Annotated in this window: 21 protein-coding genes and 2 pseudogenes; 8 read left to right on the forward strand and 15 right to left on the reverse strand. The window is 65.0% G+C overall.

The window, feature by feature from the left end:
• Positions 1-52: 52 nt before the first annotated feature.
• From rplM to AB5I39_RS04580, 3 genes are all read left to right on the forward strand, one after another.
• On the forward strand, positions 53-532 hold the full coding sequence (gene rplM, locus AB5I39_RS04570; protein WP_404371744.1) for a 50S ribosomal protein L13: 480 nt from the start codon (positions 53-55) through the stop codon (positions 530-532).
• Positions 532-1,086 carry a 30S ribosomal protein S9 gene (gene rpsI, locus AB5I39_RS04575; RefSeq protein ID WP_404371747.1) on the forward strand — a complete coding sequence of 185 codons (555 nt, stop codon included), beginning with the start codon at positions 532-534 and terminating at the stop codon, positions 1,084-1,086. Before rplM ends, rpsI begins: the two co-directional genes overlap by 1 nt.
• A gap of 207 nt (positions 1,087-1,293) precedes the next feature.
• Complete coding sequence (locus AB5I39_RS04580) at positions 1,294-1,755, forward strand: hypothetical protein (protein WP_404371750.1); 462 nt, start codon at positions 1,294-1,296, stop codon at positions 1,753-1,755.
• Positions 1,756-1,770: 15 nt separating this feature from the next.
• On the opposite strand, the gene AB5I39_RS04585 is transcribed toward AB5I39_RS04580, so the two are convergent.
• From AB5I39_RS04585 to AB5I39_RS04615, 7 genes are all read right to left on the reverse strand, one after another.
• Positions 1,771-2,490, reverse strand: a complete 720-nt coding sequence (locus tag AB5I39_RS04585; protein ID WP_404374008.1) for an EAL domain-containing protein — start codon at positions 2,488-2,490, stop codon at positions 1,771-1,773.
• A 134-nt stretch (positions 2,491-2,624) separates the two neighbouring features.
• A complete protein-coding gene (locus tag AB5I39_RS04590) occupies positions 2,625-3,902 on the reverse strand; it encodes a dipeptidase (RefSeq protein ID WP_404371752.1) in 1,278 nt (425 codons plus the stop codon).
• 35 nt (positions 3,903-3,937) lie between these two features.
• Positions 3,938-4,705: a metallophosphoesterase family protein gene (locus AB5I39_RS04595; protein WP_404371755.1), complete on the reverse strand. Its 768-nt coding sequence runs from the start codon at positions 4,703-4,705 to the stop codon at positions 3,938-3,940.
• Positions 4,702-5,532 (reverse strand): diacylglycerol/lipid kinase family protein, encoded by an 831-nt coding sequence (locus AB5I39_RS04600; RefSeq protein ID WP_404371757.1) that lies wholly within the window; start codon positions 5,530-5,532, stop codon positions 4,702-4,704. The genes AB5I39_RS04595 and AB5I39_RS04600 overlap by 4 nt, the downstream gene beginning before the upstream one ends.
• Positions 5,533-5,586: 54 nt before the next feature.
• The gene (locus AB5I39_RS04605; RefSeq protein WP_404371760.1) at positions 5,587-7,203 is read right to left on the reverse strand and encodes a DHA2 family efflux MFS transporter permease subunit; all 1,617 of its coding nucleotides are present in this window, start codon (positions 7,201-7,203) and stop codon (positions 5,587-5,589) included.
• Positions 7,190-8,293, reverse strand: coding sequence for an HlyD family secretion protein (locus AB5I39_RS04610; RefSeq protein ID WP_404371762.1), 1,104 nt, complete (start codon positions 8,291-8,293; stop codon positions 7,190-7,192). Before AB5I39_RS04610 ends, AB5I39_RS04605 begins: the two co-directional genes overlap by 14 nt.
• Positions 8,286-8,741, reverse strand: a complete 456-nt coding sequence (locus AB5I39_RS04615; protein WP_404371765.1) for a MarR family winged helix-turn-helix transcriptional regulator — start codon at positions 8,739-8,741, stop codon at positions 8,286-8,288. The genes AB5I39_RS04610 and AB5I39_RS04615 overlap by 8 nt, the downstream gene beginning before the upstream one ends.
• 113 nt (positions 8,742-8,854) lie before the next feature.
• On the opposite strand from AB5I39_RS04615, the gene AB5I39_RS04620 reads away from it, so the two are divergent.
• Positions 8,855-10,831 carry an OPT family oligopeptide transporter gene (locus tag AB5I39_RS04620; RefSeq protein ID WP_404371768.1) on the forward strand — a complete coding sequence of 659 codons (1,977 nt, stop codon included), beginning with the start codon at positions 8,855-8,857 and terminating at the stop codon, positions 10,829-10,831.
• Here AB5I39_RS04620 and AB5I39_RS04625 read toward each other — a convergent pair.
• The 4 genes and pseudogenes from AB5I39_RS04625 to queF all read right to left on the reverse strand — a co-directional run bounded on the left by AB5I39_RS04625 (position 10,778) and on the right by queF (position 16,450).
• A complete protein-coding gene (locus AB5I39_RS04625; protein WP_404371771.1) occupies positions 10,778-12,223 on the reverse strand; it encodes a hypothetical protein in 1,446 nt (481 codons plus the stop codon). The genes AB5I39_RS04620 and AB5I39_RS04625 overlap by 54 nt on opposite strands.
• Positions 12,224-12,250: 27 nt before the next feature.
• A complete protein-coding gene (locus tag AB5I39_RS04630) occupies positions 12,251-13,531 on the reverse strand; it encodes a glycoside hydrolase family 130 protein (RefSeq protein WP_404371774.1) in 1,281 nt (426 codons plus the stop codon).
• Between the two features lie 43 nt (positions 13,532-13,574).
• A pseudogene (locus AB5I39_RS04635) lies at positions 13,575-15,849 on the reverse strand (glycosyltransferase).
• A 154-nt stretch (positions 15,850-16,003) separates the two neighbouring features.
• Positions 16,004-16,450, reverse strand: a complete 447-nt coding sequence (gene queF, locus AB5I39_RS04640) for a preQ(1) synthase (protein WP_404371776.1) — start codon at positions 16,448-16,450, stop codon at positions 16,004-16,006.
• Positions 16,451-16,479: 29 nt separating this feature from the next.
• Between queF and AB5I39_RS04645 the strand changes: the two genes are divergently transcribed.
• The 4 genes from AB5I39_RS04645 to AB5I39_RS04660 all read left to right on the forward strand — a co-directional run bounded on the left by AB5I39_RS04645 (position 16,480) and on the right by AB5I39_RS04660 (position 21,243).
• On the forward strand, positions 16,480-18,024 hold the full coding sequence (locus AB5I39_RS04645) for a cryptochrome/photolyase family protein (protein ID WP_404371779.1): 1,545 nt from the start codon (positions 16,480-16,482) through the stop codon (positions 18,022-18,024).
• 27 nt (positions 18,025-18,051) lie between these two features.
• Positions 18,052-18,888 (forward strand): 3-mercaptopyruvate sulfurtransferase, encoded by an 837-nt coding sequence (gene sseA / locus AB5I39_RS04650; RefSeq protein WP_404371781.1) that lies wholly within the window; start codon positions 18,052-18,054, stop codon positions 18,886-18,888.
• A 124-nt stretch (positions 18,889-19,012) separates the two neighbouring features.
• On the forward strand, positions 19,013-20,209 hold the full coding sequence (metC, locus tag AB5I39_RS04655; RefSeq protein ID WP_404371784.1) for a cystathionine beta-lyase: 1,197 nt from the start codon (positions 19,013-19,015) through the stop codon (positions 20,207-20,209).
• A gap of 224 nt (positions 20,210-20,433) precedes the next feature.
• The gene (locus AB5I39_RS04660; RefSeq protein WP_404371787.1) at positions 20,434-21,243 is read left to right on the forward strand and encodes a TorF family putative porin; all 810 of its coding nucleotides are present in this window, start codon (positions 20,434-20,436) and stop codon (positions 21,241-21,243) included.
• A gap of 105 nt (positions 21,244-21,348) precedes the next feature.
• Here the strand turns inward: AB5I39_RS04660 and AB5I39_RS04665 are convergent, their stop codons facing one another.
• From AB5I39_RS04665 to AB5I39_RS04680, 4 genes and pseudogenes are all read right to left on the reverse strand, one after another.
• Complete coding sequence (locus AB5I39_RS04665) at positions 21,349-21,762, reverse strand: DUF3035 domain-containing protein (RefSeq protein WP_404371790.1); 414 nt, start codon at positions 21,760-21,762, stop codon at positions 21,349-21,351.
• The gene (lspA, locus tag AB5I39_RS04670) at positions 21,755-22,306 is read right to left on the reverse strand and encodes a signal peptidase II (protein ID WP_404371793.1); all 552 of its coding nucleotides are present in this window, start codon (positions 22,304-22,306) and stop codon (positions 21,755-21,757) included. Before lspA ends, AB5I39_RS04665 begins: the two co-directional genes overlap by 8 nt.
• Positions 22,303-25,261, reverse strand: a pseudogene (ileS, locus tag AB5I39_RS04675) (isoleucine--tRNA ligase). The gene lspA and the pseudogene ileS overlap by 4 nt, the downstream one beginning before the upstream one ends.
• Before the next feature lie 49 nt (positions 25,262-25,310).
• A complete protein-coding gene (locus AB5I39_RS04680) occupies positions 25,311-25,700 on the reverse strand; it encodes an endonuclease domain-containing protein (RefSeq protein ID WP_404371796.1) in 390 nt (129 codons plus the stop codon).
• Positions 25,701-25,740 lie beyond the last annotated feature (40 nt).

The following is a 25,740-nucleotide window of genomic DNA, read 5'->3' on the forward strand; positions in this document are numbered from 1 at the left end:
GCCGTCCCTCGGGGCGGCACCTGTCGTTTTAGCATAGAAGGTCACAAGCCCCATGAAGGCGCTGATGAAGACCACCAAGCCGGCTTTGCCGCATGAGGTGGAAAAAAAGTGGCTGATCATCGACGCCGATGGTCTGGTCGTCGGCCGTATGGCCTCGATCGTCGCCAATATCCTGCGCGGCAAGCACAAGCCGAGCTTCACTCCGCACGTCGATTGTGGTGACAATGTCATCATCATCAACGCGGACAAGGTCAAGTTCACCGGCAACAAGCTGAAGGACAAGGTCTATTACAAGCACACCGGTTATGCCGGCGGCATCAAGGGGATCACCGCGGGCAAGGTGCTCGAAGGTCGCTTCCCCGAGCGCGTGATCGAAAAGGCCGTCGAGCGGATGATCCCGCGCGGTCCGCTGGGTCGTCAGCAGCTGCGCAACCTGCGCGTCTTCGCCGGCACCGAGCATCCGCATGAGGCACAGAACCCCGAAGTGCTCGACATCGCAGCCATGAACCGCAAGAACAAGGTGGGCGCATAATGTCCGACAACCGCCAGTCGCTGGCCGATCTCGCCAGCCTGACCAACACCCCCGCTCCGGCAGCCCAGGCTGCGACCGACAGCGTGCCGTCGCAGGACGCCGCGCCGGTCAACAACTCGGGCCCGACGCCCGAGCCGATGCCGCTGCGCGAGCAGATCCTCGACAAGCAGGGCCGTGCCTATGCAACCGGTCGCCGCAAGAACGCCGTCGCGCGCGTCTGGATCAAGCCGGGCACCGGCAAGATCACGATCAACGGTCGCGATCAGGAAGTGTATTTCGCGCGTCCGACGCTGCGTCTCGTCATCAACCAGGTGTTCGGCGTGACCGAGCGCGAGGGCCAGTATGACGTGAACTGCACCGTCAAGGGCGGCGGTCTTTCGGGCCAGGCCGGTGCCGTGAAGCATGGCATCAGCCAGGCGATCACCAAGTACGAGCCGATCCTGCGCGCGCCGGTAAAGGCAGCAGGCTTCCTGACCCGCGACAGCCGTACGGTCGAGCGTAAGAAGTACGGCCGCGCAAAGGCACGCCGCAGCTTCCAGTTCTCCAAGCGTTAAGCGGGCTTGCAACAGCGCAAGCTATTGCAAGACTCGTAGCGTCGGCCGACGGGGCAACGCCCCGTTCGACGTCATGGATTTACTCCATGACGACGCGATGCAGAAAGCAAACAAAAAGGGCGGCCCCGCAACGGGCCGCCCTTTTCGTTTACCCGCCACCCCACCGGCAGGGATGACGCCGCGCCAGCGTAACGATACACTGCGTCCATGTCCCAGCCCGACCCCGCCATCACCGCGAAGATCGTCGCCTTCCTCGACGACATCGGCGTGGCCGTCGAAATGACACCTCTGCCCGAGGACACCTTCCTCCCCGCGATGACGGTGCGCTGCGGAACCCTGCTCGTCGACCCGGCCCGCCTCACCTATCCGGGCGACTTGTTGCACGAAGCGGGGCATATCGCCGTCACCGACCCCGCCCTTCGCAATTCGCTGGAGACGGTCGCCGACGACAAAAGCGAGGAGATCGCCGCGATTTGCTGGTCTTATGCTGCCGCCTGCGCGATCGGGCTCGATCCGGGGATCGTGTTTCACGGCGATGGCTATCGCGGCAATGGCGCGTCGCTTGCGATGAATTTCAAGATGGGCATCTATCTCGGCGTGCATTTGCTCGTGGGCTACGGCCTCACCACTAATGCGATGTATCCGGCGATGGAACGCTGGCTGCGCTAGCCGGGCGGCGGGTCGTTACCCGGCGACCGCATGACGCGGAATCGCGACCGCGAAATGCACCTCAGGCAGACGTTCGAACTCCGGCCGCGCAAAATGGAAGCCCTGGATATAGCGCACGCCAAGGCTGCGCAGCGCCTCGAGCTCGCCGATGGTTTCGATCCCCTCGGCGATGACCTTCACACCCAGCCCCTCGCACATCTTCACGACGCCGCCGACGATCATCCGACGCGGCATACTCGTATCCAGCCCACGGATCAGGTCCATATCGAGCTTGATAAAGTCGGTCTGAAAGCGCGCGAGCAGGTTGAGGCCGGCGTAGCCAGCCCCAAAATCGTCGATTGCCGTGCCAAATCCCATTTGCTGATAGGTCGCGATGATCCGCGACACATGCTGCGGGTCGGTCATCTCTTCATTTTCAGTGAATTCGAAGATCAAGCGCTCGATCGGGAAGGCGTTGGCCCGCGCCGTCCGCAACGTCAGTTGGATGCACGCCGCCGCCGAATAGACCGCATTGGGCAGGAAATTGATCGACAGCCGGGCCGGACCGTCCAGAATCCCGCAGCGCGTCGCGGTCTCGATCGCCTTGACGCGGCATTGCTGATCGAAACCATAGCGGTTGGCCTCGGTCACCGTATCGAGCACGCTGGCCGCCAGTTCACCGGCAGCGCCACGAACCAGCGCCTCGAATGCGAAGATCGTCTGCTCCTCGACATCGACGATCGGCTGGAACGCCATCGAAAAGGGCAGGTCAAAGGTCTCGCCGTCGCGACATCCGGCGCACCGGGCCATCGCATCGGGCTTGGCGGGCGGCCGAGTCATCATTCCCCGGTGCTACGGCCAAGCCCTTAACGATTGGCTCTAAACCTGGATCAGGATTTTCCCGCAGGTCGGTCGATCGTTTCGACCGTTCCCGTCGCCATCGGCTCGGTCCGCATAGCGGCGGCGGTGCGTTCTGCGCCCTCCATCGCGCGCAGAACATTGCCGCCCGCTAGCTTGGCGAGATCGCCGTCACTCCACCCGCGCCGCGCCAGTTCGGCGAGCAGCGCCGGATAGGTATCGACCCCGTCCAGACCCTGCGGCAGATCGAGCACGCCATCCATGTCGCCGCCCAGACCGACATGATCGACCCCCGCCACCTTCGCGATATGGTCGATGTGGTCGGCGACTTGCGCCAGCGTGACCACGGGTTTGGGATGGTCCTTCTCCCACGCGGCGAGCGCCGCCTTGGCCTTGTCGGGCTGGCCGATATACAGCCCGCCAAACGGCGGCGCGTTGAAGCTGGCGATTTGCCCGTTGCGCGCCGCTTCCCACAGCCGCCGTTCTTCGGACACATAGCTCGGCGCAAAATTGACCATCACCACGCCGCCATTCGCCGCGACCAGCTTCAGCACCGCATCCGACACGTTGCGCGGATGATCGTCGAGCGCGCGGGCCGAGGAATGCGAGAAGATCACCGGCGCTTTGGTAACGCGCAAAGCGTCGCGCATCGTGGCTTCGCTGACATGGCTCAAATCGACCAACATGCCGAGCCGGTTGAGCTCGCGCACCACCGCCTCGCCAAACTTGGTCAGACCGTCATGCTGCGGGTTGTCGGTCGCCGAATCCGCCCACGCGATCGTGCGCGAATGCGTCAGTGTCAGGTACGATGCGCCGAGCCGCCGATAGGCGCGCAGCACCGCGAACTTGCCGTCGATCTGCCCCCCGCCCTCGACTCCGATCAGCGAGGCGATCCGGCCTGCCGCATGGATGCGGCGCACGTCCGCGGCGGTCGTCGCTGGTTCGAACACATTGGGGTAACGCGCGAAAATCTGCTGCATCAGCCCGATCTGATCGAGCGTCGCCGACACCTGCTCCGGCCCGGGCAGGTTCGCCGACACATAGACCGACCAGAATTGCCCGCCGACCTTGCCTTTCCGCAGCCGCGCGATGTCGGTGTCGAACTTGGCCGGATCGAGCCTATTCAAATCGATCGTCCAGCGCGCATCGCCCGCCACATCGACCAGCGTTTCGCCCCAATCGTTATGCCCGTCGATCAGCGGCGTCGCCTTGAGCACGCGCGCCACGCGGGCGTCGATATCGGACGGCGCGGCGGCGGCGGGAAATGCTGCGAATAGCGCGAGCGGAGCGAGCAACAGGGCTGGTTTCATAGCGCCAGCATATCGATGCCGCGGGGGGCGGCAAGTTACTCTGCCCGCTCGCGCGGCAGAAGTTCATCCGGCTTGCCATCCATCGCGCGCACGACGACGTCGAACTTGGCCCCATCCACGCGAATCTCGTTGAACGACGGCGGTGTGGTGCGCGTCCGTTCGGACAGCGTCCCCGCCCCGATCATCCGGATCGGATTGCCATCGATGACATGCGCGATGTCGAACGGATCATGGACATGGCCTGTCAGGACCGCGTGCACCCCCGCCGCGGCCAAGGCGGCCAGCGCCTCGGCCCCACGATGGGTATGAGCGGATGCTTCCGTCTTGCCTTCGATCAGCGGGTGGTGGCACGCGATGAACACCAGCCTGTCCTTCGGCACGTCCGCCACCAAGGCGAGCGTCTGCGCCAGCGCGCCCTTGCTCACCTTGCCCTTCGACCAGTTCCACCGCCACTGCGCGCGCGCGGTCGTAACCAGCGGCACGATCGCCACGCCGGGCAGATCGAGCGGGCGTTCGACCATCCGCTCGATCGCGTGCATCCGGTGATACGGGCGAAAGAATTGGTCGATCGGATTGAAATAGGGCAAATCGTGATTGCCCACTTCCACCGTGACCGGCACGCCGAGCCGTTGCAACCAACCAAGCCCGGCCTCGAACTCGCGCCGCCGCGCGCGCATCGTTAGGTCGCCGGTCATGATCACGGCATCCGGGCGCTCCGCCTGCACCAGCGCCTCGAACCAGGCGACCGCCGCGACATCCTCGCGCCCGAAATGCACGTCGCTGACATGGAACAGGCGCATCAAGCCTCCGGGAGCGTGGTGACGAACAGATCGCGTGTCCTGCCTACGCGCACGACGCTGCCCGGTTCCAGCATGATCGGTTCGCCATCGACCAGCGCGAGCGCCGGCTTGTCGCCGCGCGTGCGGAATTGCCGGGTGTGGCATTGCGTCACCTCGGACGCCGCGACCCAATCACCGGTCAGCCATTCCCAGCCGAGCCGGGCGAGCGCGCCGAAATCGCGAGCATCGATCGCGGCAACGTCGAGCCGATCGGCCTCGGCCCGCACCAGCACCGCCTGCGCCCCGGGTTTCAGCCCGGGCACACCATCGAGCCGGATGCCACGCCCGAAGGTGCGCCGCCACGCATGGCTTAGCGCGCGACCCAGGCCACGCAGCCGCCCGGCGCGCACCAGTTCGCGTGCCCGCACCCAATTCGCCGCCGGGCCGAGGATGAGCCCGACAAGCGCCCGCTGCCCGCCCACCTCGACACAGGGCAGCGAAACCGTGCGCGCCTGTGCCACCGCCGCCGCAACGATCGCGGCTGGCTCGGCCGCACCGTGCAGCAGCTTGGCCAGCAGGTTCATCGTGCCGCCGGGCAGGATCAGGATCGCCCCATTCCACGCGTCCAACGCCGCCACTGCAGCATTGATCGTCCCATCCCCGGCATAGAGCACCGCCGTACCGACTCCCGCCGCATCCAGCGATTGCGGCGTCGGCAGGGCATAATCGGGAAATGCGGTGCGCCCTACGAGCGTCAGACCGCTTTCCGCGAACAAGGCTGCCAGTGCATCGGCCTTGGCGGGGGTTGCCGTGCCGGACTTGGGATTGGTGATGAACCAGAGTTTCTGCATGATCTCACTAACGCACTACCGCGCCAAAAGTGACGGATGCGCAACGAATAAAGATCAGTCGATCGCGACATGGACCGGCTCATCCCCCGGCTTGGGCGGCGCGGGCCGTCGCAGGAGCAGCACCAATGGCACCGCACCCAGAGTCAAGATCATCATCAGCTTGAAATCGTCGAGATAGGCAATCATAGCCGCCTGCGCGTTGACCAGCCCATCGGCAATGGCGAGTGCCGCATCGGTCGATCCGCCAGTCAGCGAACTCGCCACCGGATCGTTCGCCAGCAAGCCCGGATCGGGAATATGCTGGCCCAATTCCGAATGGCTGGTCTGGATATTGCGGGCGAGCAGCGCGGTCACCACCGAAATGCCGACCGACCCGCCGATGTTGCGCGCCAAATTCATCAGGCTCGACGCCTCGGTTCGGTATTTCGGCGACAAGGTGCCGAACGCCATGATGTTGAGCGGGATGAACACCAGCCCAAGCCCGATCCCCTGGATAAACCCCGTCACCACGAACGGCCGCGCGCTCATCTCGATCGTCCAGCCGGTCATGTCATAGAGCGACCACGCCGCGATCAGCAGGCCACCGCCGACCATCAGCCGCGGATCGACCTGCCGCTTCATGAGCTGCCCCGCGACATACATCGACGCCACGATTCCGATCCCGCGCGGCATCAGCAGAATGCCGGCGTCGAGCACCGGATAGCCGTACAGCGATTGCAGCATCGGCGGCAGCAACGCGAGCGTCGCGGTCATCAGCACGCCGATCACCAGCATGAAGCCGATCCCGGTCAACAGGTTGCGATTGAGGAACAGCGCGCGGTCGAACATCGGCTGCTTGGCGGTGAGCAATTGCACGAAGAACAGCCACGCCGCCCCGAGCGCGACCATCCCCTCGATCCACACTTCCCACGAACTGAACCAGTCCTGCGTCTGCCCGCGGTCGAGCATCAGCTGGAACACGCTGATCGCCAGCGCGAGCATCGCGAAACCGAACAGATCGAAACTGCGCCGCGTGATCTGGCGCGACGGCAGCAACGCCCACAAGATCGCAAAGCACACCGCGCCGATCGGCACGTTGACGTAAAAGCACCAGCGCCAATTGTAATTGTCGGTCAACCACCCGCCGATCACCGGGCCCAGGATCGGCCCGACCATGATCCCCATGCCCCAGATCGACATTGCCCCGGCCTGTTTGGACGGCGGGTTGATATCCATCATCACCGTCTGGCTGAGCGGATTCATGAACGCCGCGGCGATCCCTTGGAACACGCGGAACACCACCATTTCCGGCAGGTTGCTGGCAAGCCCGCACAGCATCGAGGCGATGACGAAGCCGATCACGGCGCCCAGGAACAGGTTGCGCGACCCGATCCGGTCGGCAAGCCACCCCGTCAGCGGAATCGCGACCGCAGAGGCGACGATATAGCTGGTCAGCACCCAAGTGATCGTATCCGCCGTCGCGCCGAGCGTCGCGGTCATGTCCCGCAACGCGACGTTGACGATGGTCGAATCGAGGATCTGCATGATCGTCGCGGCCATCACGCCGATGGTCAGCAGCGGGCGATTGCGGGTGAACAGCGCCGCGCGTTCCTCGAACGGCGCGGCCTCCTCGGTCGATGCGGTGCGGGCGAGCCGAGCCGACTCGTCCAGGCCTTCCTCAGCGCTTGCCATGATCGCGCACGTCGACCGTCACGTCGGTGCTGAGCCCTGCGATCAGCGGGCGCGGGCTCGGCTCATCGATCGCGATCCGCACCGGCACGCGCTGCGTCACCTTGACCCAGTTACCGGTCGCATTCTGCGCGGGCAGCACGGAGAATTCGGATCCTGTCCCTGCGCCAATCGACTGGACATGGCCCTTCAGCTTCAGCCCGCCATAAGCATCGAACGATACTTCCGCAGGTTGCCCCACACGCATCTTGTTGAGGTCGGTTTCCTTGAAATTCGCCTCGACCCAGGCGGCATGCGCGGCGACGATGCTGACTGCGGGCAGGCCGGTGATCATCATCGCCCCGACCTGTAGCCGGTCCGACTGGCTGATCGTGCCCGCGACCGGCGCGTAGACTGCGGTGCGCGACAGATCGAGCGCGGCCTTGTCGCGCTGAACCATCGCCGCCTGCACGGCGGCGGGAATACCCGATCCGCCCGTGCCGCTGCCGACCTGCACTCGCGCCTTGGTGGCGCTGGCGTTGGCCGTCGCAAGCCGCGCGCGGGCGGCGGCAAGCTGCTGGGCGGCTGCATCGAGATTGGCGCGGGTGGTGAAGCCCTGCTTCATCAGCGCCGCCTGTCGGCCATATGTCGCCTGGGCGAGCGCAATGTCGGCCTTGGCGCTGGAAATGTCCGCCGCCGCGCTGCCGCTGTCGGTGGCGAGCGTGCTTACCTGCACGCGAGCGGTGGCGATCGCCGCCTCCGCCTGGGCAAGCGCAATGCGATACGGCGCGGGGTCGATGCGGAACAGGAGCTGCCCGGCCTTGACCGGCTGATTCTCCTTCACCGCCACCTCGACGATGCGCCCGGCGACATCGGACGACACCGATACCTTGTCCTGCTGGATATAGGCATTGTCGGTTTCGACGAAGCGCCCGGCGGTCAGCCAGAAATAGGCGGCGATCGCCACGATCAGCAGCGGCACGCTCAGCATCAGCACGGGGCGCAACCACGCGCGCTGCTTGGCGGGTGGGGCGGCAGGCGCAGCGGCAGCGGCCGGAGCAACAACGGTCTCGGCCCCGCGCGCGCGATCGATCTTGGGGTCTGCGTCAGCCATTTGCGGCCTCATTGCCTTCGTTCGAGTCGGATAAATTGGAATAGATACGTTCGAGCACCGCGACCGCGGCGTCGTGATCGGCTTGCGAAATCCCGGCGAGCGCCGTGCCCAGCAGCTCCTCCGAAATCTTGGAGAGATCCTGCAACAGCGGGCGCGCGCGTTCGGTCAGGAAAATCTGCCAGGCGCGGCGGTCCTTCGGGTCGCGCCGCCGCTCGACCAGCCCGCTTTCCTCCAGCCGGTCGATCATCCGGCACAGGCTGATCGGCTCGACTTCTAGCAGGTCGGCAAGGCCGCCCTGATTGATCCCCTCGCCCCGCTGCAGAAACTTCAGCACGCGCCACTGATTGCGCGTCACGCCGATCAGGCGCGCGCGTTCATCGAAGCGGCGCCGCATCAGGCGCGACAAATCGCTGGTCAGAAAGGCAATCGAGTCGCTCACGCGATCCATATAATAAGCATGCTTAGAGTTGCCAATGCGTAGTATTGCGCAGTGCAGCAAACACGCCGTGTGCGAAGCAGTTCCACCCTTCCGCCTCGCTCGCCCCTGTGCCACGGTACGGCATGACCGACACCCGCACCGCGCCCGCCCACCCGATCGCAGAGCTGACCGTCCGCGGTATCCTGCTCGGCGGCGTCATCACGCTGCTGTTCACCGCCGCGAACGTCTATCTGGGCCTGAAGGTCGGGCTGACCTTCGCGACGTCGATCCCCGCCGCGGTCATCTCGATGGCGATCCTGCGGATGTTGCCGGGCGCGACGATCCTGGAAAACAACATCGTCCAGACCGTGGCGAGCGCGGCGGGCACGCTGGCGGCGATCATCTTCGTGCTGCCGGGGCTGGTGATGATCGGCTGGTGGCAGGGCTTTCCCTATGTCCAGACCGCCGCGATCACGATGACCGGTGGCATCCTCGGCGTGATGTTCTCCGTCCCGCTGCGGCGCGCGCTGGTGGTCGATACCGACCTGCCCTATCCTGAAGGCGTCGCCGCGGCCGAAGTGTTGCAGATCGGTGCCGGATCACGCGGCGGGGACGGTGGACGCGGGGCGGAGGAATCGAAGCAAGGCCTGCTGACGCTAGTGTGGAACAGCATCGCCTCGGCCGGTTTCGCGATCTTCACCCAGACCAAGATCGTCACCGACACCGCCGCCACCACCTTCCGCGTCGGCGCGGGCGCGACGGGCATTTCGGGCAGCCTGTCCTTCGCTCTGCTCGGCGTCGGGCACCTCGTCGGTATTTCGGTCGGCGCGGCGATGGCCTTGGGCGTCGTGATCGGCTGGTTCATCCTGGTGCCGGTGATGACCGCGGCGCACCCGATCCCCGGCGATATCGGCGACTGGGTGACGACGATCTGGAAGAACGACGTGCGCTTCTTCGGCGCTGGGCTGATCGGAATCTCCGCCATCTGGACGCTGGTAAAAATCGCCGGTCCGGTCATCGGCGGCGTCCGCTCCGCGCTCGCCGCCAGTGCCGCACGCGGGCACGGCGAGGCGCTCGCACTGGAAGAACGCGACCTGCCGATCGCCTGGGTGGCGGGTGGATCGCTGCTCACGCTGCTGCCGATCGCCTGGTTGCTGTGGGACGTGATCGCGGGCGGCGCGCTGGCCGCGTCCGCCGCCCTGCTGATTGCGGGCGCGCTGGTCTTCATCCTTGTCGCCGGGCTGATGATCGCGGCGGTGTGCGGTTACATGGCCGGGCTGATCGGCGCGTCGAATTCGCCAGTTTCGGGGATCGGCATCCTGTCGGTGCTCGGCTCGGCGCTGATGCTGGTCGGCCTGTTCGGACAGAACCCCGGCGCCGACACCACCACCGCGCTGATCGCTTATGCGCTGATCGTGACGGGCGTCGTGTTCGGCGTCGCGACGATCTCCAACGACAATCTGCAGGATCTGAAGACCGGCCAGTTGGTCGGCGCAACGCCGTGGAAGCAGCAGGTCGCGCTGCTGATCGGCGTGGTGTTCGGCTCGCTCATCATCCCGCCAGTGCTGAACGTGCTCAACAGCGGGATCGGCTTCGTCGGCGTTCCCGGCGCTGGCCCCAACGCGCTGGCGGCACCGCAGGCCGGGCTGATCTCGGCGCTGGCCAAGGGCGTGCTGTCGGGCAATGCCAACTGGCCGATGCTCGAATATGGCGCGCTCGCCGGCGTCGCGCTGATCATGCTGGACGAACTGCTCGGCAAGGCGAAGCTGCTCCGCCTGCCCCCGCTCGGCGTGGCGCTCGGCATCTATCTGCCGATGTCGGTGATCCTGCCGACCGTGCTCGGCTCGGTGATCGGCTGGTTCTACAACCGCTGGGCGCACCGCAGCGCCAACCCCGATCTCGCCGAGCGCATGGGCACGCTGACCGCGACCGGCCTGATCGTCGGCGAAAGCCTGTGGGGCGTCGCGTTCGCGGTGATCGTCTACGCCACCAACAGCGACGCCCCGCTCGCGCTGATCGGCAAGGGGTATGAAACGGCGAGCCTGGTGGGCGGGACGGTGCTGTTCCTATCGATCGCCGCGTGGCTCTATCGCACGACCATCCAGCGCGTCGGGCGGTAAGGCCGGAGTCAGCAAAGCGATCGAACCCACGTAGCAGAGCACGATCGTCGGCAGCATGTATCGCCCCGGGTCGGCCACGCCGAAAACGAACAACATGCCGAAATTGGCGACGCCAAGCGCGGCCGGAAGCAACACGTCCAGCCGGATCCGCCGCCCACGCCGCATCCAGCACGACAACAGCAGCGCAAGACAGCCGATCAACGCAAACGCCTGCGACTTGGGAAATTTGAACAGGACCTGTTCGATCGCCTTCAACGGCTCCGTCAGCGCGCTATCCTGCCATAATTGGATCGGGCGGTTGGCCTGAAGACGGTGCATCATCTCGGCCCGTTCGGCCCGCGCGGTCGGGTCGCGCGCATCGTTCACCGCACTCCCGCTCAACCCCCAACTGGCATGATCGCGCGACAGAAGCAGCGCGCCCGCGTAGGTGAGCCGATGCTGCGCATAGGCCACCGGGTGCAGCGCGATCTGCCGAAGCCATTGCCGCGTCAGCGCTCCGTCGAGCCGATCATAGGCGGCCGAATAGGCCTTGCACGGCCCCCACGGGGCAAACGAATCCCACATATTCGGCAGGAAGCAATCGGCGATCACCGGGACCGAAGCGGTCGGCCATCCGCGCACCTCGGCAAAGGCATTACGGTTGGTCTGCAATGAAATCGCAGCGAGATCGAAGATCACGAGCTGCTTGTCGGGGTGATGATCCTGCGCCGCGAAAACCGTGCGATCCACCCATCGGTTGAGCGGCACCGCAGCCAATCCCACCAGCAGAACACCCAAAAGCGTTGTGCCGTAAACGCGCGCCGATCTCGTAAAAGACGGCAGGACCAGCGCGGTCGCCAGCACGATCGTCAGAAAATTGGGTGCCTTGATCAGCAGGAACAGCAAGGCGGAAACCGCGAGGATCGCCACTTCGATCGGGTTCAGCGGTCGGCGGACGGCGCACGGGAGAATCCGGATCGCCACCAGGATAAGGCCGAGCGCCACGACATCCTTGCCGATCGCTCCGAAGGCGCCGATCAGCGCGATCCGCAACGCGATCTCAGCCGCGATCGCCGCACGCCCGCGTGCATGTGCGGGCACCTGCGGCAGAAATCCGGCGAACACGCCAAACAGCAGGGATTGCAGCAAGAGCGCGGCAGACGGCTGGCCGAGCGCAGGACCCGCCAGGTTCCATAGCCAGCCAAGCGTCGGGGAATGCCAGTTTCCGAGCTGCGCCGGAACGCTCGCAGTGATGACGCTGTAGAGCGAATCCGCGTTCAGGCGCCCGGGATAGCTCGTCCAGAAACACGCACCGGCAAACGCGAGGCCCACGCGCCAATCGTAACGGACCGGCGCAGCATCACATCGCGCCGCGATTGCGGATCGGAACGCCGTGAGCCGCCGGTCGCGCACGGGACGCCCAATCGGCAACCGCCCCGCCTACGCCATCGCCGCCAGCAGCGTAGAAATCGGAATGAAAGCAAACGCGACCGAGCTATCCGCCACGCCATAGGGCACGAACAGCGTGTCGCCATGCCGCATCGCGCCGCAGGTGTAGACGACGTTGGGGACATAACCCTCGCGGTCCTGGTCCGCTGCCGCCAGGATCGGCTCCCTCGTCCGGCCGAGCACTTTTGACGGGTCGCGCTTGTCGAGTAGCACCGCGCCGATCGCATATTTCCGCATCGCGCCGACGCCGTGCGTCAACAGCAGCCAGCCTTCGTCGAGCTCGATCGGCGGACCGCAATTGCCGATCTGCACCAGCTCCCACGGATACACCGGATTCAGCAGCTTCTCGCCCTCGTCCCAATGCGTCAGCGTGTCGGATTTCAGTAGGAACAAATTCTCGCCGTCCTGCCGACCGATCATCATATACTGCCCGCCGACCTTGCGCGGGAACAGCGCCATGCCCTTGTTGCGCGCGGCAGGACCCGTCATCGGCACCAGATCGAACGCGCGGAAATCGCGCGTGCGCAGCAGTTCCGACTGGATCGCAGAGCCGTTATAGGCGGTATAGGTGCCGAGCCATTCGACCGACCCGTCGTCATGATGGAACTGGACCAGCCGCAGGTCCTCCAGTCCCTTGGATTGCGCTGCCGTAATCGGGAAGATCACCGTGCCCGACAGCGTGGAATCGCGGTGGCGATAGACGGTGATCGGCCCTTCCGGCATCGTCTCTTCGTCCAACCCCGCCGCGTCGGTCGCGGTGGCGAAGGGCGGCTCGGGCGCGAGTTTCAGCAAATTGCCGTCGGCGATGATCCCCTCGCGAAACGCGACCGAGGAGATATGCCCCTCCCCCACCGCGCGCAGGCTCATCAGGATGCGCTGCGATCCGGCCGGCATGCCCGACTGGTCGAAATGCGGCACGGCGCTGGGGTTCATCAGCGCGGCGGCGGCATAGCTATATTCGTGGCAGAAATACGCACCGATCAGCTGACGCTTCTCATCGCCAATCTCGGTGCCGTCGAGCCCGAGCATCTGCTCGATCTCGTCATAGCGCGTCATGAACACGCGGCGCGTCTGCCAGTGCCGCGCCTCGAAATCTTTCAGCACCAATTCCAGCTCGGCGCGGGTTTCGGCCGGGCTCAGTGCCATCACCGCGCTGACGATCCGCTCGGTCCGGTTGCCGCCATTGCCGCCCCAGGCAAGGTGGAATGGCCGCACGACGACCCGCGATGGGTCGGCATGAAGTCTCAACGCATGTTCGAACAGCTCGATCACTACACAGCCTCGCGTAACGCCATTTGCGGCGTCACGAGCGAGGCTACGCGACGGCGCTCAATGGTCCTGCCACGCTTTCCGCCCGCTTTGCCAGCCCCGAAATCGCGCAACCGGCCAATTGCAGCGCCAAAATCGAATTCGGCACCCTGATTTCGGTTGAGACCATTGGGCATCAGGCCATCGAAGCATCCACCGTCCTGCGCGGTCGCCAGCGGCAGGTCGAGATCGTTATGGCCGAGGTACCAGCGATAGGCCCGCCCCGCTTCCTCGACCCAGCGCAAATCCTTCGACGCATCGAACGCCGCGCTGCACGCGTCGATCGTCGCCTGCGCCTCCAGCGGTTGCTGGTCGAACTGCAACGGCTCGGCATAAACGCGGCCAAAGCTTTCGCTGCCAACCGCGCGGAACCGACCATCGGGCGAGGTCTGCTTGCCCACGATCCAGTCGAGCGTGGTGATACCGCACTGCACGAGATCGTCCCGGCCAAGCGCGGTGCCGGCGCGGATCAACGCCTCGGGCAGGCGCGCATTGTCATAGGCGAGCACGATCTCGAACCATTCCCATTCGGGACGACGCGCCTCGGCAAGCAGCCCGCACAACTCATCACCGAAGCGCGACAGGATCGTGCGCGCCAGTGCATGGCTGGGATAGGCTTCGATGATCGCGGCCGCGCCGAGCATCGCAAAGGCATGGGCGCGCGGCGAGCCGAGTTCGGGCGCGAGCGACGCCGTCATGTCGAACATCGACAGCGCCCACTGCCGATGCTTCGGCAATTGTGCGTCGCGCGCGGTGACGCCAAGCGCCCACAAAGTGCGGCCGTTCGAATCTTCCGAACCCGTATCCTCGCACCAGGTCCGATCGAAATTCATGAAATTGCGGAAGCGCCGCGCCTCCGGGTTCCAGGCATATTGCACGAACGAGGCGTAGATCGTCATCCACGAATCCCGCGCTTCATCGTCCATCTCGGCCATCTGACTGACCAGCATCAGCGCACGGGCATTGTCGTCGATGCAATAACCGTGACGCCGGTCAGGGACCGAATAGATCGAATGCTGCAACATGCCGGTCGCATCGCTCATCCGCTCGACGGCGGCAAAGTTGGGCTTGAGCGGGATCGTTGCAATCGCGCTCGTCGGCAGACGACGCGGCTTGGCGGCAATCATCTGCACGATCTCGCGCATCGCCACCTCGGCCAGCCGTGGCCAGATCATCGTGCGGCCGCGCGCATAGGCGCGCTCGGACAGCTTCAAACGGTTGCGATCACTGCTCAGCAGCGCGTTGATCTCGCGCGCGAACGCTGCGGAATCGCCAAAATCGACCAGGACGCCATGCCCGTCGGCCAGAATTTCGGTCGCATGGACATAGGGCGTGGAAACCACCGCCTTGCCGACCCCGACCGCGTAACTGAGCGTGCCCGAGGTAATTTGCGCCGGGTTCAGGTAGGGCGTCGCATAAATATCGGCGGCCTGGAGATAATCGATCAGTTCATCATGTTCGAGGAACGCGTCGATGAACGTCACATTGTCTGCCACGCCGAGATCGGCGGCAAGCGCCTTCAGCCCGTCGCGGTACTTCTCACCCTCGTGCTTGACCAGATTGGGGTGGGTTGCCCCCAGCACGGTATACAGGACGTTGGGGTTTTGCGCGACGATCGCCGGCATCGCCTCGATCATCACCTCGATGCCCTTGCCCGGTGCGAGCAAGCCGAAGGTCAGCACGACCTGACGTCCGTCCCAGCCAAACCGGCTCTTCAGCGCATTCGGATCGACGAAAGGACGATCGGGCACGCCGTGCGGAATCATCACGATGTTCCGGCCGCTTGCGCCATACACGCGCTCCAGAATCTCGCGCCCGCGCTCTGCCATGACGACAACCCGCGCGGCACGCCGCAGCAACCCTTCCATCACGCGCCGCTGATCCGCGTCGGGCTTTTCGAGCACGGTGTGCAGCGTTACGATTACCGGAATCGACACGCGGTCAAGGAGCGCAAGAATATGCTCGCCCGCCGATCCGCCGAAAATGCCATATTCGTGCTGCAGCCAGATCGCTTGCGCACCGCTCGCTTCGATCGAGCGCGCCGCGTCGAGATAGGCGCCGCGGTCCTGCTCCGGGATCGTACGCGTCACTTCTGCAGGATATTCAAGCGAGCCCGGATGATCGTCCATTGCGTAGACGTCGATCTTAAGATCGGGAAACCGGCCCTTCAACGCCGTGAACGTGTCGGTCGTATATGTTGCAAGGCCGCATTTCCGGGGCAGGAAATTGCCAATCAGCGCCAGGTGATTGATCGGGGTCACGACATCCGCCACATGCATCATGCTCGCAATCCTCAGAGTAAAATCGAGCGATACGCTCCTAATTGCCCCATCCGAACGGCCAAGTGACAATATGGTTGCAACTATGCTGCGTTGCAACACCGTGAATCTGTTTAACCCACATCAACCGGGTGGACCAGAGGTGCGCACAACGCGTTTAACCGCGTCCGCGATACCCCGGCACGTCCTGCGGCGGCAGCCACAGCCCCTCCGGCGGCGCGCCGGATTGCCAGAAGACGTCGATCGGAATCCCGCCGCGCGGATACCAATATCCACCGATCCGCAGCCACAGCGGCTTCATCTCGGTGAACAGCCGCTCGCCGATCCCGACCGTGCAATCCTCATGAAACGCCTGGTGGTTGCGGAAACTGCCGAGGAACAGCTTCAACGACTTCGATTCGACGATCGTCTGATCGGGCGCATAATCGATCACCAGATGCGCAAAATCGGGCTGCGCCGTCACCGGGCACAGCGAGGTGAATTCCGGCACCGCAAAGCGCACCAGATAGGCGCGGCCGGGCCGCGGGTTGGGAACATAGTCGAGCACCGCTTCCTCGGGCGAGGTGGGCTGTGCGCTGGTCTGGCCAAGAAATTTTGGAGTCATGAGGCGGAGATAGGATAGAGGCGGTAGAAATGAAACCGACCGTCCAAACGCTCATACCGATTCTCGGCGACCAACTCTCGCTGAACCTCTCGGCACTGCGCGATGCCGATCCGGCAACGACCCGGCTGCTGATGATGGAAGTGGCCGAGGAAACCACCTACGTCCGGCATCACAAACAGAAGATCGCCTATATCCTCTCGGCGATGCGGCATCACGCCGAGGCCCTGCGCGTCGCGGGTTGGAGCGTCGATTACGTCACGCTCGACGATCCCGAAAACAGCGGTAGCTTCACCGGAGAAATCGCCCGCGCGGTCGAACGGCTGAACCCCGACCGGATCGTCGTCACCGAAGCTGGCGAATGGCGGGTTCAAGCGATGCTGGATGCTTGGGAAACGCTGTTCGGCCTGCCCGTCGACATCCGCGCCGACGACCGCTTCCTCGCCAGCCACGCGGAGTTCAACGCCTGGGCGGACGGCCGCAAAGCGTTGCGCATGGAATTCTTCTACCGCGAGATGCGCCGCAAGACCGGGCTGCTGATGGACGGCGACAAGCCCGTCGGCGGACAATGGAACTTCGACCACGACAATCGCAAGCCCGCCAAGGCCGACCTGATGATGCCGCGCCCGCTGGTCTTCGCGCCGGATGCGATCACGCAGGACGTGCTGGCGCTGGTCGCCAAGCGCTTCGCCGATCATCCCGGAACGCTCGACGGCTTCGCCTGGGCGGTGACGCGCGACGATGCGCTGCGCCAGCAGGCGCAGTTCCTCGATCACGCCCTCGCACAGTTCGGCGATTATCAGGACGCAATGCTGACCGGGGAGCCGCATCTGTGGCACTCGATCCTGTCGCCCTATCTGAACTCCGGCCTGCTCGATCCGCTCGATCTGTGCCGCGCCGTCGCCGAGCGCTACGCGGCGGGCAAGGTGCCGCTCAACGCCGCGGAAGGCTTCATCCGCCAGATCATCGGCTGGCGCGAATATGTCCGCGGCATCTATTGGCGCGAAGGCCCCGATTATGCCGACCGCAATTTCCTGGAGGCGCGCCGCCCGCTCCCCGCCTTCTACTGGACCGGCAAGACCGACATGCACTGCCTGGCGCAAGCGATCGGCCAGACGCTCGATCTCGCGCACGCGCATCATATCCAGCGCCTCATGGTCACCGGCAATTTCGCGTTGCTGATCGGAGCCGATCCTGCGGCGGTGCATCGGTGGTATCTCGAAATCTACATCGACGCGTACGAATGGGTCGAATTGCCCAACACGCTCGGCATGAGTCAGTTCGGCGATGGCGGCCTGCTCGCCTCCAAACCCTATGCCGCGAGCGGCGCCTATATCGACCGCATGTCGGATTATTGCCGGTCGTGCCGCTATGACGTGAAGCAGCGCATCGGGCCCAATGCCTGCCCGTTCAACGCGCTCTACTGGGATTTCATGGCCCGCAACGAAGACAAGCTCGGGCGGAACCAACGCCTCGCCATGCCGTATCGCAATTGGGCGAAGATGGACGACGCCGTGAAGCGCGATCTGCGGGCATCCGCAAAGGCGTTTCTCGACACGCTCGACGCGGATGGCTAGGGACAAGCGAAACTAAGGAGACGGTGCATGGACTCGCTGGTGACGACCGAATGGCTCGCGAACGAATTGGGCGCGAATGATCTGCGTATCGTCGATGCGACCTACATTCTCGACGGATCGCGTGATCCGGCCGCAGAATATGAAGCTGCGCACATCCCCGGCGCCGTGTTCATGGATCTCGCCGAAATTGCCGACACGTCGAGCAACCTGCCCTCGATGCTGCCGCGCCCCGAGAAATTCGCCAGCCGAATGCAGTCGCTCGGTCTCGGCGATGGCAGCCGCATCGTGCTGTACGACAATTCCCCGCTCCGCACTGCCGCACGCGCCTGGTTCATGCTCCGCACGTTCGGCGCGCATGACGTGGCGATTCTCGACGGCGGTTTCGCCAAATGGCAGGCCGAGGGCCGCGAGACGGTCAGCGGCAAGGAACAGCTCCGCCACCGCCACTTCACCGTCTGGGCCGACGACAAGGGCGTCCGCACGCTCGATCAGATGAAGGCCAATGTCGAATCCGGCGCGGAGCAGGTGCTCGACGCGCGTTCGGCGGCGCGCTTCACCGGCGAGGAACCCGATCCCCGCCCGGCCACCCACCCGGGCCACATTCCGGGCTCGAAGAACCTGCCTTATGGCAAGTTGTTCAACGCCGACGGCACGTGGAAGACCGGCGACGCGCTTAAGGCCGCGTTCGAAGGCGCTGGCATCGACCTGTCGAAGCCGCTCGTCACCACCTGCGGCTCGGGCGTCACCGCCTCGGCGCTTGCGTTCGGCGCGCACCTGCTCGGCAACGAAGCGGCCGTCTATGACGGCAGCTGGTCCGAATGGGGCGCCGACCGCACCACGCCCAAGGCGACCGGCACGGCGTAACGCGCACGCCCGACCGTCACCCCGGCCTCGTGCCGGGGTCCACAGCGTCGCGCGTCCTGCAGATGGTGGTTGCGAACCGCAGTGGACCCCGGCACGAGGCCGGGGTGACGGCGGGACATTGAAGATGAGCAACGACAGCAAGCAACCCAAGGGCGACTCCACCCGCGTTGTGTCCGCCGGGCGGCGCAAGGAATGGACGCAAGGGATCGTCAACACGCCGGTGTGGCGGGCCTCGACGATCCTCTATGACAGCGTCGCTGATCTGCGCGCGGCGGGCGGGCGCGATACGCACCATCGGCTGTTCTATGGCCGCAAGGGCACGCCGACGCAGTGGAGCTTGGCCGACGCGCTGACCGAGCTTGAACCCGGCGCCGAGGGCACCTTCCTCTATCCCTCGGGCGTCGCCGCGATCGCCGCCGCACTTCTATCGGTACTCTCCCCCGGCGACGAAGTGCTCGTCCCCGACAGTGCCTATGATCCGACCCGCTCGATGGCGACCGGTCTGCTCAAGCGCATGGGCATTTCCACGCGCTTCTACGATCCGCTGATCGGCGCTGACATCGCCGATCTGATCGCCGACACAACCCGTGCGATCGTCATGGAAAGCCCCGGCAGCCTGACCTTCGAAGTGCAGGACGTCCCCGCGATCGTCGCGGCGGCCAAGGCGCGCGGCGTCGTCACCCTGCTGGACAACACCTGGGCAACCCCCTTGTTCTTTCCCGCGATCGCGCACGGCGTCGATCTCACCATCCTCGCCTGCACCAAATATGTCGTCGGCCATAGCGACGTGATGCTCGGCTCGGTCACCGCAGGACCCGGCCATTTCGCGCGGCTGCGCGACACCAGTTTCCAGCTCGGCCAGGTCGCCAGCCCCGACGATTGCTGGCTCGGCAGCCGGGGCCTGCGCACGATGGCGATCCGCCTGAAGCAGCATCAGGAAAGCGCGCTGCAGATCGCGCACTGGCTGGCGGAGCAACCCGAGGTCGCGAGCGTGCTTCACCCCGCGCTCCCCTCCTGCCCCGGCCACGCGCATTTCCAGCGCGATTTCAACGGATCGTCCGGCCTGTTCTCCTTCGTGCTGAACGGCGGCAACGAGGCTGCGCGCGCCGCGCTGATCGATGGGCTGGAGCATTTCGGCATCGGCTATAGCTGGGGCGGCTATGAGAGCCTGGCGCTGCCGGTCGACCCGCAGCGCTACCGCACCGTCACCCGCCGCGAGGATGCCGGACCACTCGTCCGGTTGCAGATCGGGCTGGAGGATCCGGCCGATCTGATCGCCGATCTGGCCGCTGGATTGGAGCGCTTTTCGGCCGCGCTCTGACCCGTTTTCCATTACTGCGGCGTTTCCGCAACATTGCTCGACTGTTGCTGAACTGCAACAATCGCGGCCGAACTGGCAACAAAGCTGGCGAATTGAGTTGTGCAGTGCCGCATGAAGCGGCACTCCATCGTCTTGCCGGTTAGCCGCGCGGGGGGCGTTTCGCCGCCGACAGACGCTGCACCGGTAAAGCAGGCGGGGACGATCGCATTTTCGAAAGGAAAACGATGCGCATCTCCACAATGACGCTCGGCGCGCTGATGCTCGCCGCCTCCGCAACCCCTGCCTTCGCGCAGGACGCACCCACCGCACCGCCCCCAGCGGTTACGATCAACGGCACCGCCGCTATCGTCTCGGACTATCGTTTCCGCGGTATTTCGCAGACCGACAAGCAGTTCGCGCTGCAGGGATCGATCACGGTCACCCACCAATCGGGCATCTACGTCTCGGCCTGGGGCTCGTCGGTAACCGATTACGTCGTCGCCGGCGGCAATGCGCGGCAGGAAATCGATTTCATCGCGGGCTACAGCAAGACGATTAGCGGCATCAAGCTCGATGGCGGCGTGCTCTATTACTTCTACCCGCGCGACCGGACGCCCGGCGTCCATTCCGACTTCTTCGAACCCTATTTCGATGTCTCGTCGACGCTCGGCCCGGTGACCGCGAAGGCGACGATCAATTACGCCTGGAAGCAGAAGGCGCTCGCGCTCGACCAGACCGGCGTCGGCACTTCGTTCAACAGCCGCAAGCGCGACAACGTCTATCTCGCCGGCGACCTTACCGGCGCGATCCCGAAGACGCCGCTCAGTCTGACCGCGCACCTCGGCCACACCTTCGGCACCAGCTGGCTGGCATCGTCGTTCGGCAAGGGCAAGGAACAGGACGGCTATACCGACTGGGCGCTGGGCGTCACCGCGACGTACAAGGTGCTGACCTTCGGCGTCAGCTATGTCGATACCGACGCGAAGTTCAACAACCTCGTCGGCGCGGTCGAGAGCAAGAGCGGCGTGGTCGCCTCGCTGACGGCGAGCTTCTAACCGCTCCCCTGCCACCCAAGAAAAAGGCCGCACGCCGGATGCCCGGTATGCGGCCTTTTTCGTGTCCGTTCGCGGCGTGAAGCCACCGCGAGAGGCTGATCCCGCTTACTTGGGCGTAGCGGCGCGTGCGCTCTGCCCGTCGCCCTCGGGGGCCGAGACGATGTCGCGCGTCGTCGTGCCCTTGTCGACCACCTGCGTCTGCGGATCGCCGACCGTCGAGCGAATGCCGGGGTCGTCGCTGTCGACACCCGCCGCCGCGATCGTCGCGGCCTCGCCGGCACTGCGCTGGGCCGAGCCGCCGAACAACGCGTCGAGTGCCTGGGCGTTGGGGCTCACGTCATTCGCGCGTGCCGCACCGGGGCGCGGCGGGGTGAGCGAGAAATCGGGCGGGATCACCAGCGGCGCCTGACGCGCAACCGCGAATTCGTCGGGGCCGCTGCGCCCCAGCTTGTTGTGCGCGCAGCCCGACGCCAGGGCGACCAGGGCAAGACCGGCGATGAGGGTGGTGGCTTTACGCATGATGTGTCTCCGTTGCGCCGTGTTCTGACGCAGAATTGGGGCGGGAATCTGTCGCCGAGTCCGGTTTCGGCTTCTCTCGTACCAGAAGCGCGCGCGCGAACAAGATGATCACCCCGATCGTGATCGCCGCATCGGCCAGGTTGAATACCAGGAACGGCTGCCAGTCGCCGAAATGCAGGTCTGCCCAATCGACGACGAAGCCGAAGCGAATCCGGTCGAGGATATTCCCGATCGCCCCGCCGAGCACCAGCCCGAGCCCGATCTGGTCGATCCGGTTGCGCTCGCGGAACATCCACACCAGCACGCCGATCGCGATCGCCCCGGTCATCGCCACCAGCAGCCAGCGCGCCATCGGATCGTCCGCCCGCATCAACCCGAGCGAGACGCCACGATTGGCGACGAAGCGCACGTTGAAGACGTCGTTGACGTAATGCGCGTTGGTCAGCTCGTTGAGCTTCATCACGTCGGTGACGCCGTACTTCGTCGTCTGGTCCGCCACGAAAAGGATCGCGGCGGTCACGAACCCGGCCAAAGGGAGCTTCATGCCACCACCTCTTCGCAACGGTCGCACAGATCGCCGTCCTGCGCGACCTCGGGCAGCAAACGCCAGCAGCGGCCGCATTTGTGGAAATCGCTCCGCCTGACCGACAGCGCGTCGCCCTGCGAAACCTTGGCGACGATGAACAATTCCGCGAGATCGCCGACAGGCAGCGGCGCTTCGGGCACCACCACCTCCGCCTCGAGGCTGGACCGAACGATCTTGTCGCGGCGGAGCGGCTCGATCGCTTCATTGACCTGTTGGCGCAGCGCACGCACCGCGCCCCAAGTCGCCGCATCGGCGCCGACCACCGCGGGCACCTCCGGCCACTCCAGCAAATGCACCGACCCGTCCTCGCTCGGGAAGCGATCCTGCCACACTTCCTCGGCCGTAAAGCACAGGACCGGCGCGGCATAGCGCACCAGCGCGTGGAACAGCGTGTCGAACACCGTACGGCACGCCCGCCGCTTGGGATCGGTGACCGCATCGCAATACAGCGAATCCTTGCGGATATCGAAGTAGAAAGCCGACAGATCCTCCTGCGCGAACTCGGTCAGCAGCCGAACGTACGCATTGAAATCATACACTTCGACCGCCGCGCGCAGCTTCGCATCCAGCTCGCCCAGCAGATGCAGCACGTAGCGCTCCAGCTCGGGCATCTCCGCGACCGGCAACCGCTCGGCCTCGTCGAACCCGTCGAGCGCGCCGAGCAGATAGCGGAAGGTGTTGCGCAGCTTGCGATATTGGTCAGAGACGCCGTTCAGGATCTCCTTGCCGATGCGGTGGTCCTCGGTGAAATCGACCGACAGCGCCCATAGCCGCAGGATGTCCGCGCCCGATTCCTTCATCAGATCGAGCGGGTTGATCGTGTTGCCGAGGCTCTTGGACATTTTCATGCCTTTGGCGTCCATCGTGAAGCCGTGCGTCAGCACCGCATCATAGGGCGCCCGCCCACGCGTGCCGCACGCCTCCATCAGCGACGACTGGAACCAGCCGCGATGCTGGTCCGATCCTTCGAGATAGAGGTTCGCCGGCCATTGCAGATCGGGCCAGCGCCCGGACTCCAGCACGAAGGCGTGGGTGCAGCCGCTGTCGAACCACACGTCGAGGATGTCCGTCACGCGCTCGTAATCGGCGAGATCGTACTCCGGCCCGAGCAAGTCCTGCGCTGCTTCCTCGGACCACGCATCGACACCAGCCGCGCGCACCGCCGCGATGATGCGGGCGTTGACGGCGGGATCGACGAGATACTGGCCGGTCGCGCGGTTGACGAAGAGCGTGATCGGCACGCCCCACGCACGCTGGCGGCTGATCACCCAATCGGGGCGACCCGCGACCATCGCGGTGATGCGGTTCTGGCCTTTGGGGGGATACCAAGTGGTGGCTTCGATGGCGGCGAGCGCGGTGGAGCGGAGGGTCATATTCCCCTCTCCCCGGGAGAGGGAGGGGCCCGCCCGGCGCAGCCGGGTGGGAGGGTGAGGGCAGGTCCGGCGCGGCATATTCTGCCCTCACCCTTCCGCCGCCTTCGGCGTCTCCCTCCCTCTCCCAAAGGGAGAGGGATTGATCCATCGGAATAAACCATTGCGGCGTCGCGCGGAAAATCACCTTCGCCTTCGACCGCCACGAATGCGGATAGGAGTGCGCAAAATCATCGCTCGCCGCGAGCAATGCGCCCGCGGCCCGCAGATCCGAACAGATCGGCCCCTCGGCGGAGACGAACTTCTTGTTGATCACCGAGCCCTGCCCGCCGAGCCACGCCCAATCGTCGCGATACATCCCCGCGCCATCGACCGCGAAGACCGGATCGATGCCGTATTGCTTGCACAGCAGGAAATCGTCTTCGCCATGATCGGGCGCCATATGGACGAGCCCGGTGCCCGCCTCGGTGGTGACGAAATCCCCCGGCAGGAACGGCCGCGGCTTCGCGAAGAACCCGCCGAGCGCGTGCATCGGGTGGCGCGCGGCGGCGCCTTCCAGCGAAACACCTCGGACACGACCGAGGTATTCCTCCATCAACTTTCCGCTTGAGGGATCCGCTTGTAGACCGCAGCGCTCGACTCGGTCGAGGAAGGTTCGCACGAGCGGCTCGGCAACGATAAAGATGCCGCCATCAGACGGCTTGGTGCCGTTCCGACCTTCCCACCAAACTGCAAAACGAAGATACTCAATCTCCGGCCCATAGCTCAGCGCCTGGTTCACCGGGATCGTCCACGGCGTCGTCGTCCAGATCACCGCATGCGCGCCGACCAGCTCGGGCGCGTTCGGCGCGTCCACGATCTCGAACGCCACGTCGATCTGCGTCGACACGACGTCCCCATATTCGACCTCGGCCTCGGCGAGCGCGGTCTTTTCGACCGGCGACCACATCACCGGCTTGGCCCCGCGATAAAGCTGGCCGCTTTCCGCGAACTTCATCAGCTCGGTGACGATCGTCGCCTCGGCCTGGAAATCCATCGTCAGATAGGGATGGTCCCAATCACCATTGATGCCGAGCCGCTTCAACTGCTCGCGCTGCACGTCGACCCAATGCTGCGCGTAGGCGCGGCACTCGGCACGGAATTCCTTTGGCGGAACCTCGTCCTTGTTGCGCTTCTTGGCACGATACTGCTCCTCGACCTTCCACTCGATCGGCAGGCCGTGGCAGTCCCAGCCGGGCACGTAGGGCGCGTCCTTGCCGAGCAGGGTCTGCGTGCGACACACGGTGTCCTTCAGGATATGGTTGAGCGCATGGCCGATATGCATGTCGCCATTCGCGTACGGCGGGCCGTCATGCAGGATGAACTTTTCGCGGCCCGCACGCGCCGCGCGGGTCTTCTCATACAGGCCCATCGCCTGCCACCGCGCGAGAATGCCCGGCTCCTTGGCGGGCAGGCCGGCCTTCATCGGGAAATCGGTCTTCGGCAGGAAGACGGTATCGCGCCAATCGCGCTGGGCGGGTGCTGTATCTGGGGTGTCGGTCATTTGAATGCGGCCTTAGCCGAGCGGTGCGGCACTATAAAGCCCCTCCCCTTCAGGGGAGGGGTTGGGGTGGGGAAGTGCGTTGCCAACGATTTGGCAGACTGGAAGCAGTAGTGGAGATGACTTCGGCCACACCCGCCAAATTCGATATGACGTCGGAGTTGCCGAAGCGAATGATCCTGAAACCCAACGCCGCGAGCCTTGCATCGCGACGCGCATCATAAGGCAGGTCATGGGTGTCGCCATCTACCTCAATGCCGAGCCCGATCGCTGGACAGAAAAAGTCGAGAATCGCCTGTGCCTCGAATACGACATGCTGGCGACGGAACTTCAGACCATCCAATTGCGAGTTGGACAGCGCCCGCCAAAGTCGCTTCTCCGGCTCGGTAGGATTTCGTCGCATTTCGTGCGCGCGCTTCAGGAGTTCAGCCTCAGTGGCCATCACTTCCCCACCCCAACCCCTCCCCTTAAGGGGAGGGGCT

It is taken from the genome of Sphingomonas sp. MMS24-J45 (genome assembly GCF_044881195.1).
In the GTDB taxonomy this organism is placed as follows: Bacteria; Pseudomonadota; Alphaproteobacteria; order Sphingomonadales; family Sphingomonadaceae; genus Sphingomonas.

Coding starts and splice junctions, on each gene's coding strand:
- AB5I39_RS04665 (WP_404371790.1), bottom strand. CDS start 21,762: ATGCGTAAAGCCACCACCCTCATCGCCGGTCTTGCCCTGGTCGCCCTG.
- AB5I39_RS04620 (WP_404371768.1), top strand. CDS start 8,855: ATGACCGACACCCGCACCGCGCCCGCCCACCCGATCGCAGAGCTGACC.
- rplM (WP_404371744.1), top strand. CDS start 53: ATGAAGGCGCTGATGAAGACCACCAAGCCGGCTTTGCCGCATGAGGTG.
- AB5I39_RS04590 (WP_404371752.1), bottom strand. CDS start 3,902: ATGAAACCAGCCCTGTTGCTCGCTCCGCTCGCGCTATTCGCAGCATTT.
- AB5I39_RS04605 (WP_404371760.1), bottom strand. CDS start 7,203: ATGGCAAGCGCTGAGGAAGGCCTGGACGAGTCGGCTCGGCTCGCCCGC.
- AB5I39_RS04680 (WP_404371796.1), bottom strand. CDS start 25,700: ATGGCCACTGAGGCTGAACTCCTGAAGCGCGCGCACGAAATGCGACGA.
- AB5I39_RS04600 (WP_404371757.1), bottom strand. CDS start 5,532: ATGCAGAAACTCTGGTTCATCACCAATCCCAAGTCCGGCACGGCAACC.
- metC (WP_404371784.1), top strand. CDS start 19,013: ATGAGCAACGACAGCAAGCAACCCAAGGGCGACTCCACCCGCGTTGTG.
- AB5I39_RS04660 (WP_404371787.1), top strand. CDS start 20,434: ATGCGCATCTCCACAATGACGCTCGGCGCGCTGATGCTCGCCGCCTCC.
- AB5I39_RS04580 (WP_404371750.1), top strand. CDS start 1,294: ATGTCCCAGCCCGACCCCGCCATCACCGCGAAGATCGTCGCCTTCCTC.
- queF (WP_404371776.1), bottom strand. CDS start 16,450: ATGACTCCAAAATTTCTTGGCCAGACCAGCGCACAGCCCACCTCGCCC.
- AB5I39_RS04615 (WP_404371765.1), bottom strand. CDS start 8,741: ATGGATCGCGTGAGCGACTCGATTGCCTTTCTGACCAGCGATTTGTCG.
- rpsI (WP_404371747.1), top strand. CDS start 532: ATGTCCGACAACCGCCAGTCGCTGGCCGATCTCGCCAGCCTGACCAAC.
- AB5I39_RS04645 (WP_404371779.1), top strand. CDS start 16,480: ATGAAACCGACCGTCCAAACGCTCATACCGATTCTCGGCGACCAACTC.
- AB5I39_RS04610 (WP_404371762.1), bottom strand. CDS start 8,293: ATGGCTGACGCAGACCCCAAGATCGATCGCGCGCGCGGGGCCGAGACC.
- lspA (WP_404371793.1), bottom strand. CDS start 22,306: ATGAAGCTCCCTTTGGCCGGGTTCGTGACCGCCGCGATCCTTTTCGTG.
- AB5I39_RS04585 (WP_404374008.1), bottom strand. CDS start 2,490: ATGGCGTTCCAGCCGATCGTCGATGTCGAGGAGCAGACGATCTTCGCA.
- sseA (WP_404371781.1), top strand. CDS start 18,052: ATGGACTCGCTGGTGACGACCGAATGGCTCGCGAACGAATTGGGCGCG.